This is a genomic window from Nocardia xishanensis NBRC 101358 (genome assembly GCF_001613365.1).
GTDB lineage: Bacteria > Actinomycetota > Actinomycetes > Mycobacteriales > Mycobacteriaceae > Nocardia > Nocardia xishanensis.
On sequence record NZ_BDCF01000004.1, the window covers coordinates 49,703 to 63,802 of the forward strand.

Sequence of the window (14,100 nt, forward strand, 5' to 3'; positions counted from 1 at the left end):
GACGCGATCGTCGCCGCGGTCGGGCGCGTCCTGACGCGGCGCCATCCGGCACGCCCTGTGCGCCCGCTGGTTCAGCGGTCGGAACTCACACCTTCTCCGGACTGATGTGAATCGGCAGAGCACCTGTGCGCCAAACGATCCGGAGGGCCAGCTCCGAGAATCGCCATCCCACGCTGGTCCGCACGGCGTGTCCCTCGAACACGCCACCTGCCAGGAAGTGAGATTCGAGTGCGGCCTCATCGCCGGTGCCGGATGCCCACAGGTGCATGGCGGTCACGTTGGCCTGTAGGCGAGCGGTGTCACCGTCGAGCTCGATGAGGTGGTCGGTAGTCGTGTGATGAGTGGCTCGAAACAAAGCTATGGCATCGATCTGCTGAGCGGCGATGGCCTCGCGACCGACCCTGGCGACGCCGGTCGGGCTCACCCAGCGGCCGTCAACGGCGAATGTCGCCTCGACGAGCGCCCGATCGACCCGTTTGTCATCGACCGCTCGGTAATAGCCACTGAGCAGCGCGCTGATCTCCGCCCGATCTTCTGACTCGATTGTTGTTGTCATGGCAGCAACAATCGATGACTGCCCTTGCACGGGCCTTGCATGTCCCATGCGTCTTGCCGACCACTCGCGTAGCCGAAACGATCGAATCACCCGCTACCACTGGCTATCCCGGTGCTGAGCCGATGCTCCGACTCGACAGCCGGGCGGGCGTGCGCCGGGCCTGGGGCAGAGGTGATGGGCCCGACGCACGCACCTCTCACAAATCCGGGCGGACCAGGATTTGGATATGGGCGTCCGGGTTGCGGAGGGCGTCGATCGCGCCGGCCACGCCGTCGAGGCCGACCTGATCGGTGATCAGGGAGGCCGCGTCGATGGTGCCGTCGGCGATGCGGGTGAGGGTCTTCGCGTACTCCTCGTGGGGGTAGACCATGCACATCTGCAACGAGATGTCCTTGTAGATGCCGACGATCGGGCGGATGACGTCGTTGGTCATCACCGCGCCGATCTGCAGGATGGTGGTCTGGCGCGGCGCCTTGTGCATCAGGTCGTTCAGAAGGCCCGGCACCGCGGCGCAAACCCAGATGTGCAGCAGTTGCCCCGGTGATGCGGCTTCGCGCCACACTTCGATCGGGTCGTCCACCACCGGATCGATGACGCGGTGCGCGCCGAGTCGTAAGGCTGCGTCACGTCGCAGTTTCGATGGATCCGAGGCGACGATGGGCGCGACGCCGCGTTCGGCGAGCGCCGCGACGGCGCCCAAACCGACTGGCCCGCAACCGATCACGATGCCCGAGCCGGACGGGCCGATCCCGGTGCGCGCCACATTGCCGAATCCGACCGCGAGCGGTTCGGTCAGCGCGGCGACGTGCGGCGGCACGTGCTCCGGGATCGGCTCGAGCGCCATGGCCTGCAAGACCATGCGCTCCCCGTAGCCGCCAGGGAACTCGTTCGAGAATCCGACACCGTGGATCTGTCCCGCGTGGTCCACCGCCCACGGCAAGGCCACGACCAGCTGACCGGGCTCGTGCGGGGTGTCCGGCCCGGCCGACACCACCCGGGCCGCGATCTCGTGGCCGAGCACCACGTCCCGGCCCGGGTCGAACTCGAAGGTCGGCACGCCGCTGTCGCGGGAGGCCTGGAGGAACTCATCGGTGTAATCGAGCGCCTGTTTGTCGGATCCGCAGATTCCGCAGGCCACCGTCTCCACCAGCACCTGCCGTGGGCCGGGCGTCGGATCGGGGACCTCGTCGACGACCAGACGGCGATCCCGCATCACCACCGCGCGCATCAGCGGCCCTCCTCGTCGGCGCCGAGCGCGGCGGCCAGCGTCTGCCCGTGTTTGTCGAAGGCGCTCTGAATGCCCGCTTGCAGCCCGCCGAGCATACGTTCGCTGTTGGCCTCCGCCCAATCGAGTGACGCGATCCGATTCCGGTTCGCCCCGGTGAAGTGCGGGATCACGTGTTCGGCGAACAGGCGCGCTGACCGCTGAGTGGCGTCCCAGTCCGCTACGTTCAGCCCGAGCAGCAGGAAGGTGCCGAAACCGCCGGACTGCTCGGTGAGCTTCTCGAGGGCGGCGATGGCGTCGTCCGGTGTGCCGATGGTGGCGCGGCCGAACGCCGGGAACCCTTCGACCACCCACTGTTCGACGGCCGCCCGCGGCGAGCGACCCCACGGCGCGGTCCGGCCGCTGAGCTTCTCGATGTACTCGACGAGGTGGCCGACGCCCCATTCGGCGTCCCGCATCGCCTGCTCGCGCGTCTCGGCGATATGCATCGGCGCGACGAGCCGCCAGCGCGAGCGGTCCACCGCGTGCCCGTGCTCGAGCAGCGTCTTCTCGTAGACCTTCCAGTTCGGCGCCAGCGCCTCGTATCCGCTGGGATCCGAGGCGGCCAGCGAGAGCAGCCCGGCGCCGTGCCGACCGGCCAGCACCGCACCGGACGGCGAAAGGGTCGACGCGACAGCCATTTCCAGCCCGCCGCTCTGATAGGGCAGCAGCTGGAGCCGGGCGTCGCCGAGGCGATACCAGTCGGTCTCGGCGGTCACCGTCTCACCGCGCAGCAGGCGCACCAGCACCGCCATGGACTCGTGCATCATGTCCCGCTGCCGCACCGGGTCGATGCCGAGCATGGCCGCGTCGGTGGCCAGCTGACCAGGACCGACGCCCATCATGGTGCGGCCCATGGTGAGGTGGTCCAGCAAGCACAGGCGATCGGCGAGCATCAGCGGCTGGTGGTAGGGCAGCGAGTTCACGCCGGTGCCGAGGCGGATGCGACTGGTGCGCTGCGCGGCGGCGGCGAGGAATACCTCAGGCGCCGCGATGATCTCCAGTCCGGCCGAATGATGTTCGCCCACCCAGGCTTCCGCGTAGCCGAGCCGGTCGGCCAGCGACACCAGCTCCAGATCGCGCTGCAATTGCAGCGTCGGGTTGCCGGTGAGGGGGTGATAGGGCGCGAGGAAGAAGCCGAACCGAGTGGGTCCGGACGCAGCGGTGCCGTTCAATTCAGTTGTCCTGACTTCGTGTTCGTATCCGTCAGCGCGACCAGTCGTGGCCCCAGTAGCTGTCCGCGGTGATCTCCTCCGCGGTGTAGGTGGATTCGTCCACCAGCAGCCCCTCGGTGCCGTACTCCAGATCCCAGCCGCCCGGGGTGCGGACGTAGAAGGAGATCATCTTGTCGTTGGTGTGCCTGCCGAGGGTGGAGGACAGGTGGTAGCCGGCCTTGCCGACCCGGTCCAGCGCGCGGCCCACGTCGTCGAGCTTGTCGACCTCGACCATGATGTGCACCAGGCCGGAGCCTTCCTTGCCGCCGGAGGGGATCAGCGCCAGGCTGTGATGCCGCTGGTTGACGCCGAGGAACCGCACCCGCATCGGGCCGTATTCCGGCGGGGTCGGCAGCCGGAACGCGCCGCGCGGCAGGAAGCCGAGCACGTCGGTGTAGAAGCGGAACGCGACGTCCAGGTCAGGCACCGGCAGTACGACGTGACCGAGGCCGAGTCCCTCGGTGACGAAACGGTTTCCGTGCTGGGTGACGACCGGGCTGTGGTCGAGCACCGGGCCGTGGAACACCTCGACGGGCGTGCCCGCGGGGTCGGTGAAGGCGATCGCCTCCTCGACCCGGCGCGCGTCGGCCTCCTCGACCGAGAGCGTGGCGACCTCGATCCCGGCCGCGCGCACCGCGTCTCGCGCGGCGGCCAGCGCCCGGTGGTCGCGGACCTCCCAGCCGACCGCGAGCACCTTGTCGGTGTCGCCCGGCACCAGCACCAGGCGGGCGCCGCGTTCGTCCATGCGCAGGTAGATCGCGTCCGGGTCGGGACCGCTGCCCTCGGCGAAACCCATCACGTCGAAGGCGAAGGTGCGCCAGGCGTGCGGATCGCTGACCGCGACCTTCACATAACCGAGCGAGCTGATGACAGCCATGGGGTGGTTCTCCTCAGTCATAGGTGATCCGGACCGTGTCGGTGACCGGAATCGCCTGGCAGGCGAGCACATAGCCGTCGGCCAGGTCTTCTTTCTCCAATACGTCGTTGCGCAGTAGCTTCACCTCGCCGTCGCTCACCCGGCACACGCACGCGCTGCACGCGCCCTCGCGGCACGAGTACGGCGCCTCGACGCCGCGGGCGAGCAGCACGTCGAGCAGCACGGTCTCGCGCGGCCAGCCGAATTCGTGGGTGTCGCCGTCGATGTCGACGGTGACGGATGCCGCGTCCTCGTGTCCGGCGTCGGCAGCGGGCACCGAGGCGAACGGGTCGCCGGTGAGGGAAAGGAACCGCTCGGAGTGCACACGGTCGACGCCGAGCGCGGCGGACGCCGACTCGACGGCATCCATGAAAGGCTCTGGGCCGCAGACGAACACAGGGCGATCGGCCCACGGCGCCAGCAGCGCCTCGAGCTGCCGAGCTGAGGGCAGGCCCTGCACGGTCTCCAGCCAGTGCACCACGGTGAGGCGGTCCGGATGGGCCGCCGCGAGCCGAGCCAGTTCGCCGGCGAAGATCACCGAGCGCTCGTCCCGGTTGGCGTATATCAGGGTGCAGTGCCCGCGCCCCTGTGCCAGCGCGGATTTCGCGATGGACAGCACCGGCGTGATGCCGCTGCCCGCCGCGAGCAGCAGCAGGTCGTCATCGAGCGAGTCCGGGGTGAAGACACCCGCCGGGGGTAGGCTGTCGAACTCCATGCCCTCGGCGGCGTTGTCGCACAACCAGTTCGATGCGTATCCGGACGCCGTCCGCTTCACGGTCACCTTCAGTGGACCGTCCTCGTGCGGCGCGCTCGACAGGGAGTACGAGCGCGCCACCGACCCGGTGCGGTCGCTGGGGATCCGCAGGGTGAGGAACTGTCCAGGCCGATACGCGGGCCGCGGGCCCTCGGCGACAAACTCCAGCGACACCGCGTCGGTGGTCTCGGCGATCACGCGCGCGACGCGCAACCGGATACTCACAGCAGATCCTGCTCTCGGGTACTCAACCCAAGCGCGCCCGCGATGACCGCGTTGTCGATGCTGCGGCGCAGCGCGGCGCAGCCCGGCACCGGTCCGCCGCCGTCGCCGCCGAGCTCCGCGCACTGGCGCGCCGCGGCGGCGGTCCACTGCACGCTCGTGTGCGCGGGGCTGAATTTCACTACGGCGACCCGGTTTCCGCAGGCCTGACAGATGACGGCGTCCATGGCGCTGCGCTCAGGCCTCGCTGCTCGCACGCTGCGCGGCCAGGTTCTCGGCGACCTCGGCCTCCCACGCGCTGATCGCGCGGGTGGTGTCGACCTCGAATTCGAAACGGGCGGTCATCTTCTCGTCCACCTCGGCGACGTCCCGGTAGAACTGCTCGTACCAGCGGCGCAGCTGGTACACCGGCCCGTCCTCCTCACACAGCAGCGGGTTGTCGATGCGGGTCTTGCGCTTCCAGATCGCCACGTCCTGCTCGAAGCCGCGGCCGAGCCCGCCCGCGAACCGCACCGCCATCGCGTCGGCCTCCTCGGGCGCGAGACCGGGCAGCTTCTTGACGATCGCGCCGTACTGGAGCACGAACTTGGTGGGGGTCACCGGGTAGTGGCAGTTGATCAGCACCGCCTCCACGGTCTGGCCGTTGGACTCGTTGACCAGGTTGTCGATCATGTAGGAGGGGCCGTAGTAGTGCGCCTCGGAGTGCAGCACGTTCTTGCCGCCCGCTTCCTTGGCCAGCTCGCCCTGCATGTCCTCGCGGCCGATGGAGGTCATGTACTGGCTGGCGACGTGGCCCTCGAAGACGTTTTTGAAATAGGTCGGGAAGGCGAAGTGCACATAGAAGAAGTGCGCCATGTCGACCACGTTGTCGATGACCTCGCGGCAGTTCGCGCCGTCGATGACGATCTGGTTCCAGGTCCAGTCGCTCCACTCGTCGCTGTACGCGCCCTCGATGCGCGGGATGGTGATGTCCTCCGGCGGCGGGTTGCCCTCGGGGTCGTGCCAGACGAACAGCTGCCGGTTCTGCTCGAGCGTGGTCCACGCCTTGGTGCGGGCCAGCGGCGGCACCCGGCGGGCGTATGGAATCGCGGCGCAGCGGCCGTTGCCCTTCCAGCGCCAGTCGTGGAACGGGCAGGCGATGGTGTCGCCCTTGATCGTGCCGTCGCCGAGGTTGCCGCCCATGTGCCTGCAGTAGGCGTCGAGCACGTTGAGCGTGCCGTCGGCGCCGGCGAAGACGACCAGTTCGGTGCCGAACGCGGTGATGGTATGCGGCTTGCCGTCCCGGAAGCCTTCGGCGAGTCCGAGGCAGTGCCAGCCGCGCGCGTAGCGGGCGGGCGGGGCGCCGGTGTCGATCACGCGCACCTGATCGTCGGTGTTCGCCGTGCTCATGATGTCGGGTCCTCCACTGGTATTTCGCTCAGGCCTATGTCGTTCCGGGCTATTTCGATGCTGTGACGGCGCTCGTGGCGCCGGTAGGCGTGGTCCCACTGATCGGGAGCCGCTCAGACCACCGCCAGCCGCTCGTAGCCGGACCGGTAGAACAGCAGCGGCGCGGCCTCCCGCTGTTCGCCGAGAGCGGTGACGTGCGCGACGACGATGGTGTGATCGCCGCCGTCGACCTCTCGTTCCACGAGGCAATCGATCCAGGCGATGGAACCCTCCAGCAGCGGCGAACCGTTGGGGGAGCGGCGCCAGCGCAGGTCGGCGAACTTGTCCGGGCCGCTGCGGCCCAGCTGCCTGCACACGTCCTCTTGGTCGTCGGCCAGGATATTGACGCAGAACCGGCCGACCTCGCGGATGCGCGGCCAGGTGGTGGACGTGCGGGCCGGGAAGAGCGCGACGGCGGCCGGGTCCAGCGACAGCGCGGAGAACGACTGGCAGGCGAAGCCGAGCGGCTGGTCGCCTTCGAGTGCCGTGATCGCGGTGATGCCGGTGCAGAATCGGCCCAGGACGGCCTTGAAGTCGAGATCGACGGCCATGGTGCTCCTAGTTTCGACTAGAAATATTCCGTTTCGCCATGACCGTAGGCGGCGCGGGGCCCAGGGTGTCAAGCACGGATTCCGGCTACCGAGAAAATCCGTACCGATCTCCGTAGTTTCCGGGATTCAGGCTCGCGCCCGGCGCGGCACTGTGATGGGAGACACAAGAACACGTGCCGAAACTGCACATGCCTAATCGAAATACTCTTAAGCTTGATTCGCTACACAATGGAGGTGAGCCATGACGGTCGAGATGCTGACCCATCCCGAGTCCGGCGAGTGGACGGGTACGGGTCGTGCGACCGCCAAGCCGGCCCAGCCGCCGGTGTCGATGATCGAGAGAATGACGCTGATCCTAGATGCGTTCGACGGCGCGACACCGACTTTGACCTTGCTGGGTCTCGCCGAGCGGACCGGGCTGCCTCGTTCCACGGTGCATCGCATCCTGGACCAGATGATTCGGCTGCGCTGGCTCGCGCATGCTCCCGGCGGCTATCGCCTCGGCATGCGCACCCTGGAGCTCGGCGGACTCGCCGCCGATCACAACGAGATTCGCGATGTGGTGAGCCCGCTGCTGCACGATCTCTGTCAGCGCACCGGGATGGTCGGACACCTCGGCGTGCTCGACGGGCGCGAGGTGCTCTATCTCGACAAGGCGGGTGGACGCCTGGCCGCGACCATCCCGACCCGGCTCGGCGGCCGCATGCCCGCGCACAGCACGGCATTGGGCAAGGCGCTGCTCGCGACGCTGGAACCCAGCATCGTCGAGGCGTCGTTCCGTGACCGGCTGCCCCAGCTGACGGCTCGGACCGTCTGCGACAGAGGCGAACTGCACCGCGAGCTGAACCGGATCCGGCACCGCCAGGGCGTCGCCGTCGACAACGAGGAATCGGTCAACGGCATCGCGTGCGTAGCCGTGCCGGTACGCGGGCGCGGCGCCGCGGTGGCCGCGCTGTCGCTGTCCGGACAGGTCAGCGGCGAACGGCCCGCGCTGGACACCGCCCGGTTGGCGCGGGTTCTCGTCGAGATCGCTCACGAGGCAGGTCGCGCGCTGTTCCCGCGGCACGCGCGCTGGCGCTGAGCTGTTCCACGCCAGGACGATCCGGCTCGGCGGCGATGCTTCGGCCTCGCGGCCATGACAATTGGGTCTCACCGCCACAACCGCCGAGCGAATCGGTGCCGTGGTGGATGGAAGACAATTGGCGCGGGCTAGCCGTGACTTTCGCGCTCGGGTTCGGCTACTGGCTGATCCTGGCGAGCGTCTACGGCGATGCTCCGGGCCACGGATCCTCTGCTCCGCGGTGACCCCCGCGGTCGGCACGGCCGTCTGGATAGCGCATCGTCCTCCGAAACCCGGCAAGCCTCGCTCGTGCTGAGGTGGCTTGCAGCGATGCTGATCGGCGCTGCTTCGGCGCCTCCCCTGGCTCGGAAAATCTGCGCCGCAATGGCTCGGCTCGTCGGTGGTCGATGGCGACCCGAACTGCGCACTGGCGAGGCGATGGGCGGCCCGCGGCCGGTGGGAAGTGCTCAGCTCGCTGACCGCCCGCACGGGCGCGTGGGATAGGCAGCGCCACCATCCACAGAGCCCGTGTGGCCTAGAGGGTGGAGGTGCCATGGCGAAGGTGGTCGTGGCCGGCGTCGCCCGTACTCCCGGCGGAATCGGAAACTTGGACCACCACATCGGTGACACCGTGGACCGCGACATGCCCAACGATGCCGATTGACGATTCGGCGAACTCAGTGAGCTCCACCGCCGTCTCCAGACCGGTCGGTTCTTTTTCGAACAGACTGCATGAGTCATCCAAGCGGAATAGCAGTCCCCGTATTGTCGGACAGCCTTCTGCAATGTAACCTCGGGATTTGGTCGACCGTCGGCATCGTAGGTCGTGATCGGTCATGTCCATAGTAGAAGCGTCTAACTATTAGTCAGGAGGGGGAAGGTGTCCGAAGAATTAAAGGTAACGCCTGATGACCTGGACAAGTTCGCCACCACGATTAAGGACCTTTCTGCTCAAGCGGGCAGGGCAAAAGATTATGCCAGCAGCTATCTGAATATTGACGCTGAGCAAGGGCGAATCTACGCGAGTGCGAATGAATTGGTCGACGAAATTCAGAAAAATTTGAGAGCTAATTACGAAAAACTGGCAGCGCTTTGCGATTCGGCGTCCTCGGAATTGACGAAGAGCGCGCAGATGTACCGCACGACGGATCTCGAGGCGGCCAAGCGTCAAGACGCTCTTTATCCGGGTGCCGAACGATGACGAACCCCGACGTGGGACGGCCTGAGGGTAAGTTGGAGGAGCCGAATGCCGAGGATCACATCTCCAATGACGTAGCGTTCTGGTTGGGAGCGAACTTCGTCTCACCCGCGTATTGGGTAAATGGGCGATACAGAAATTTACCGGCGTTGATATACTCGAATGGGTGGCGTCAGAGGTTGCCGGCGATTGGCAGGCGGTAAAACGAGCGGCGATAACGGTTCAAAATCTAGCGGAATTCAATTCCGCCTTCAGTCGGTCGATCAAGACTGAGTGGAATGATCGGCTGGATCAATCCTGGGATGGAAACGCCGCAGAGAATGCGAAGCAGTATTTCGAGAAGTTGGCATGGGCGCTGGATGGCCAAGTTGGGCAACTCAAGGGAATTGCACAGCAGCTGAACAACCTAGCTGACGCTATGGCCGATCTATGTCGAGGACTCGGCGATCTTCTTCAGGAGATTATTGACCTGGCGGCCGTTGCGGTTGCGATGTCCTGGACTGCACCGGAAAATCCGGCCTTGTGGGCCGTCGTCGTGAGAATGCTGGTCAAGGTTAATGCGGCATTCTCATTGGTGGGCGGGGCTTGGACGCTCTTCACAACCGGTAGTGCCATTATTCGCAGCCTGAATGCAGACACAGATCCGTCTGCATTCCCTGAACTGGGAGTTGTCGTAAGCAGAACTGAAGACAACAAGCGGTACGGAACTCCTATTCAAGCATACGATCACCCGGGAGTGTGATGAGAAACGGGCAACAGCAAGAGTTGGTCCTCGATGTTGCGAACGGTGATATAGGCGTATCACGCGCACTACGCAAATCACTGGAAGCAATTAAGTCGTCGGTTTCGGATCCGCAGATCCGAAGTGGTCTCGACGATGTTCTCGCGGGTCGATTGGGAATGCGGGAATTTGGGAGATCAGAAATGTTTGCGAAGTTGTTCGACCAGCGCTCGATGAATCGAATAGACAACCTGATTTCGTCTGTCTCGGACGCTGAGCGAGATAGGCTGGCCGCAGGCGGTGAAACAGTACTCGACCACCTTCGCAATCAGGCATTCGAGGAATCCACACAGAACGCACGTGCAGAAGCATCTCCGCCGATACCCAAGCCGAAAGCGTCATGGGCTGACCGATCGATGGACAACGCCGCTTCGGCCTCTTCTGCGGCGGTGCACCCGGGTACCCGAAAGCCCAACCGTGAACGGGTAGTCGTCCCGGACGAACCCGATGACGACGACCTGTACTTCGGTGAGCGCCGGCAACGAGGCTGGCTGGAATGATGGCTCGATACCCGGATGCGGATGTGGTGCCTGTCGTGGTCCCCGTGGTGGCCACAACTCGACCTCCGTCGAAGGGGTGGCGAGATTCGGGCATTAGATTCGAGGTGGAGCTTTGCGGCCCCCTGCCGGATGTATGTAGCAGGCATGGCCTTCCCGCGATCGATCGCCGCTCCGAAGTGATTCATTTTCACGAGGGATCCCAGGGGCGGGAACAGCTCACGCCGAACTCGACGTTTCGCACCTTGGCTTGCAAGATGTTCAGCTTCGGGTCCAACCGTCTCGAGATCAATACCTGCCTTCGTGGTGAATGGCCGGTATGCCGCCGCTGCCTCCAGTCGTCTCGCAGATTTCGGAAGATTGGCCGAAGTATCATTATTGCCGGGCTAATTTGTATTGCAGGACTGATAATAGCCAGAATTCTCGGGCTGCCGAGTGTTGTTATGGTTTCCTTGGCAGTCGCGGTATTTCCGGTCTGGATTCCTGCAGGTCTTTTGGCGGCTTCTATGCTCCATCGTCGGGCAAATACCTTCATTTGGTTTCGTCCGATAGTGGCAGAGGATACTGTTGTTGTCGAGGCGCATCCGAGATTTGCTGCCGCGATGGCCAGCTCTACCAACGATGGTATCGCCTAGTACTCCAGCCGCAGTTCGTGAGTTTGTTTGGGTAGCATGCGGTTTCGTGCGGGCTCGCAGCCTAGCAGCGCTGGCGCTGAGCGGTTCGGCTTGGCGATGGCGGGTCGTGCCGGTGCGCGACTGGCGAGCCGATTGGGGCTGCTTGCCAGCCGGGACACGCTGATCCGGCTGGTCCGCCGGTTACCGGACCCGCCGCTTGGCTCGGTCACGGTGCTGGGTGTCGACGATTTCGCTGTCCGCCGGGGCCACCGTTACGGGACGGTCATGGTCGATCTCGACACGCGTAGACCAATCGACCTGATCGATGGCCGGGACGGTGATGCCCTGGCTGCCTGGCTCCGCGCCAGGCCTCGGCCGCAGATCATTTGCCGGGACCGGGCTGGCGGTTATGCCGAGGGCGCAGGGCAGGGAGCCCCGAACGCTCTGCAGGTCGCCGACCGGTTCCATCTGTGGCAGAACCTCGGCCAGGCCGTGGAGAAGGATCTCTCGGCGATTCGCCGTGACCTTGCCTCGTCCCTGGCCGCGGAGGTTGCCTCTCAGCCGTCCGGCCAGGCGCCTGCGGTAGTCAATCATGTTGAACTGAGGGTGGTTAGGCGGTTCCGGCACCATCACGCCGCGGTTCACCGGCTGCTGCAGCAGGGCCTGAGCAAGGCCGCGATCGGTCGTGAGCTGGGCCTGCATCCAGCGACGGTGAGGAAGTTCGCCGATGCTGCGACCGTCGATCCGCTGATCGCCAAGAACCAACAGCGCTCGAGCATCCTGGACGGATACTACGAGCACCTGCACCGGCGCTGGAATGACGGCATCCGCAACGGCGCCCAGCTGACCCGCGAGATCGCCGAACTGGGATATCCCGGCACCGAGCAGCAGGTTCAACGCTATCTGCGCCGATTCCGCACCAGGACCGGCCATATGCCGGTCCCCACGCCACGACCGCCGTCGGTCCGCGACATGACCCGGTGGATTATGACCGATCCCGCTGACCTCACCACCGACGACAGCACCAGCCTGCGCCGGCTCGGCAAGCGCAGCAAAGACCTGAGCCGTCTGGCGAACCATGTCGAGGACTTCGCGGTCATGATGACTCGGCTCGAGGGCCACCGCCTCGAAGAATGGATCACCGTCGTCGAGAAGGACGCACTGACCGCGATCGCCTCATTCGCCCGCAACCTGCGCCGCGACATCGACGCCGTCCGCAACGGTCTGACGCTGCCCTACAGTTCCGGCCCTGTCGAAGGCCATGTCAACCGCATCAAAATGATCAAGCGCCAGATGTTCGGCCGGGCAAACCTCGACCTGCTTCGCAAACGCGTACTTCTGCAAGCGAACTGAGTATCACGAAGAGTGCGCCAGAGCCAAGATCCGGGATGGTCAGGTCGCCAACCGACCGTGTTGGATCATAATGTGGCCGAGTTGGATTCGTTGGTTGCCAGGATTGGTTGCCGGTTCAACCGGCTCCAGCCTCGGTGACCCGGCTGCGGTTGTCCCGGGTCAGCATGTGCGCAGCGTTTGTCTCGGAGGGATGGAATGGTCGACTTCACTGTTGATGTGTCGAAGCTGTCCGGCTTCACACTGGATCTCCAGGATATCGGCGCCAATTTCACCGAGAACGCGGGCCGATTGCTACCGGGTTTAGCACTACCAGCCGGAACATCCGGACAGCTGGCACAGCTGTCGCTGCCGATCCAGAAGCTGCAGACCACACTGTCCGGCGACCATCAGAAGAACACGAGCGCCCTCGGCACGCTGGGTTCCGGACTGGGGACCGCGGTCACCGCGTACAAAAATTCCGATGAGCAGCACGCTGTCTCGATCAACCAGGCCGCGGCGACCATGACCGACGGGCAGGGTGTCGCGGCGACAAACCCGGCCGGGGACATTCGCCGATTCACCGGCCTGCAGCAGCCCAGCCTGCAGAACGCGGAGGAAGCCCAGTACACGGTCCGCCAGGTCGTCACCGGCTGCGTCGAGCTGCTCACCTCCTACGACGAGCCGCTGGGCCGGACCATCGGCATCAAGCCCGTCGCCGATTACCTGGCGCCGGTGGAAGCGGACTGGGAGGCGCTGCGGGGAGTGGGTAAGCGGATCGGCCTGCTCGGCATCAACGACTTCGCTCACTCGCAGAACCTGTTCGCGGGCACCGGCTGGATACAGGCTGACTGGACCGGTGCAGCCGCGACCGCGTTCGGAGCTACCGCGACCACCCTCGGACAGTCGTTCGACACCCGCAGCATCGATCTCGACGCGGTCTCCAAGATCGTCGAGAACGGCGCGTTACTGCTCGAACGGCTCGTCTACAACCAGGCCGCAGACCTGGCGGGCTCCCTCACGAAGCGCATGACTTTCGCCAATTTCACGCTCCCCCTGGCCAGTTGGGCGCAGCTGATCGACCAGCCGATGGACGAGCCGACCAAATCTCAGATCACCTCCGCCGTCGACGCGCTGAAGAAGTCGGCCGCGACTCGCCAGGACGCGATAACGACCACGATCCAGCGGATCTCCGGCGCTCTGGGCTACGAGTCCGGCCGGACCGCCCCGGTCTACAGCGCGAGCGAATTCGAACTCCCGGAGAAGGTGATCGTCGACCTGGGTACCATTCGGTACAGATATGGCGACAACGTGTGGTTCGAACACGCCGTCTCCGTCTGACCCGGCTACTCCGGTCAGGTCAGTCGGGCGCGAAGCCGTTGATCTCGAATGAGATCACGACAGCGGCGACTGCGGCGGCGCCGAGGACGAACGTCACCGTAGACGCCAGTGCCAAAACCCGGATGCGCCGCCACCAGGACAATCCCAATCCGGCGGGAATCGCGACGAGCGCCGGAACCATCCACGTTATCCAATACCACGGCGAGATCGGTTCCGTGTCGCCTCGGTATTTCTTGGGAGTCGCCGTGGGCTCGGGCACGTCGAAGACGTTCTGCAGCAGCACGACCAAGGGGAAATAGGCGATCACCGCAAGTAAGCCGCCGATGATGACTCCGAAGATCGCCGGGACCAGTACATCATCGGTCCTGCTGTTCC

The 14,100-nt window shown here is 65.4% G+C and carries 15 protein-coding genes; 6 read left to right on the forward strand and 9 right to left on the reverse strand.

Translation table 11 applies throughout. From position 1 onward, the window contains the following. Positions 1-85: 85 nt before the first annotated feature. The 8 genes from NX1_RS05335 to NX1_RS05370 form a co-directional block, all read right to left on the reverse strand. Positions 86-586 (reverse strand): nuclear transport factor 2 family protein, encoded by a 501-nt coding sequence (locus NX1_RS05335; protein ID WP_245668332.1) that lies wholly within the window; start codon positions 584-586, stop codon positions 86-88. A gap of 166 nt (positions 587-752) precedes the next feature. After that, positions 753-1,784, reverse strand: coding sequence for a zinc-binding dehydrogenase (locus NX1_RS05340; RefSeq protein ID WP_068054712.1), 1,032 nt, complete (start codon positions 1,782-1,784; stop codon positions 753-755). Beyond that, positions 1,784-2,995: an LLM class flavin-dependent oxidoreductase gene (locus tag NX1_RS05345; RefSeq protein ID WP_068054715.1), complete on the reverse strand. Its 1,212-nt coding sequence runs from the start codon at positions 2,993-2,995 to the stop codon at positions 1,784-1,786. The genes NX1_RS05340 and NX1_RS05345 overlap by 1 nt, the downstream gene beginning before the upstream one ends. Before the next feature lie 31 nt (positions 2,996-3,026). Beyond that, positions 3,027-3,911, reverse strand: coding sequence for a VOC family protein (locus tag NX1_RS05350; RefSeq protein WP_068054768.1), 885 nt, complete (start codon positions 3,909-3,911; stop codon positions 3,027-3,029). A gap of 13 nt (positions 3,912-3,924) precedes the next feature. Continuing rightward, on the reverse strand, positions 3,925-4,929 hold the full coding sequence (locus tag NX1_RS05355) for a ferredoxin--NADP reductase (protein ID WP_068054718.1): 1,005 nt from the start codon (positions 4,927-4,929) through the stop codon (positions 3,925-3,927). After that, positions 4,926-5,153: a hypothetical protein gene (locus NX1_RS05360; protein ID WP_068054729.1), complete on the reverse strand. Its 228-nt coding sequence runs from the start codon at positions 5,151-5,153 to the stop codon at positions 4,926-4,928. The genes NX1_RS05355 and NX1_RS05360 overlap by 4 nt, the downstream gene beginning before the upstream one ends. 10 nt (positions 5,154-5,163) lie before the next feature. Then, positions 5,164-6,315: a 3-ketosteroid-9-alpha-monooxygenase, oxygenase component gene (locus NX1_RS05365; protein WP_068054732.1), complete on the reverse strand. Its 1,152-nt coding sequence runs from the start codon at positions 6,313-6,315 to the stop codon at positions 5,164-5,166. A gap of 113 nt (positions 6,316-6,428) precedes the next feature. Further along, complete coding sequence (locus tag NX1_RS05370; protein ID WP_068054735.1) at positions 6,429-6,905, reverse strand: flavin reductase family protein; 477 nt, start codon at positions 6,903-6,905, stop codon at positions 6,429-6,431. A 241-nt stretch (positions 6,906-7,146) separates the two neighbouring features. On the opposite strand from NX1_RS05370, the gene NX1_RS05375 reads away from it, so the two are divergent. From NX1_RS05375 to NX1_RS05385, 6 genes are all read left to right on the forward strand, one after another. Beyond that, complete coding sequence (locus tag NX1_RS05375) at positions 7,147-7,986, forward strand: IclR family transcriptional regulator (protein WP_068054738.1); 840 nt, start codon at positions 7,147-7,149, stop codon at positions 7,984-7,986. An 859-nt stretch (positions 7,987-8,845) separates the two neighbouring features. Next, positions 8,846-9,166: a type VII secretion target gene (locus NX1_RS35070; RefSeq protein WP_084501041.1), complete on the forward strand. Its 321-nt coding sequence runs from the start codon at positions 8,846-8,848 to the stop codon at positions 9,164-9,166. A 163-nt stretch (positions 9,167-9,329) separates the two neighbouring features. After that, positions 9,330-9,905, forward strand: coding sequence for a hypothetical protein (locus tag NX1_RS36005; protein ID WP_157119554.1), 576 nt, complete (start codon positions 9,330-9,332; stop codon positions 9,903-9,905). Next, positions 9,905-10,444 carry a hypothetical protein gene (locus NX1_RS36010; protein ID WP_157119555.1) on the forward strand — a complete coding sequence of 180 codons (540 nt, stop codon included), beginning with the start codon at positions 9,905-9,907 and terminating at the stop codon, positions 10,442-10,444. Before NX1_RS36005 ends, NX1_RS36010 begins: the two co-directional genes overlap by 1 nt. Positions 10,445-11,166: 722 nt before the next feature. Further along, on the forward strand, positions 11,167-12,408 hold the full coding sequence (locus tag NX1_RS05380; RefSeq protein ID WP_169812186.1) for an ISL3 family transposase: 1,242 nt from the start codon (positions 11,167-11,169) through the stop codon (positions 12,406-12,408). Positions 12,409-12,603: 195 nt separating this feature from the next. Next, the gene (locus NX1_RS05385) at positions 12,604-13,725 is read left to right on the forward strand and encodes a hypothetical protein (RefSeq protein ID WP_157119557.1); all 1,122 of its coding nucleotides are present in this window, start codon (positions 12,604-12,606) and stop codon (positions 13,723-13,725) included. Positions 13,726-13,744: 19 nt separating this feature from the next. Here the strand turns inward: NX1_RS05385 and NX1_RS36805 are convergent. Then, positions 13,745-14,100, reverse strand: a 356-nt coding sequence (locus NX1_RS36805; protein ID WP_068054745.1) for a hypothetical protein, incomplete at its 5' end; no start/stop codon positions are given.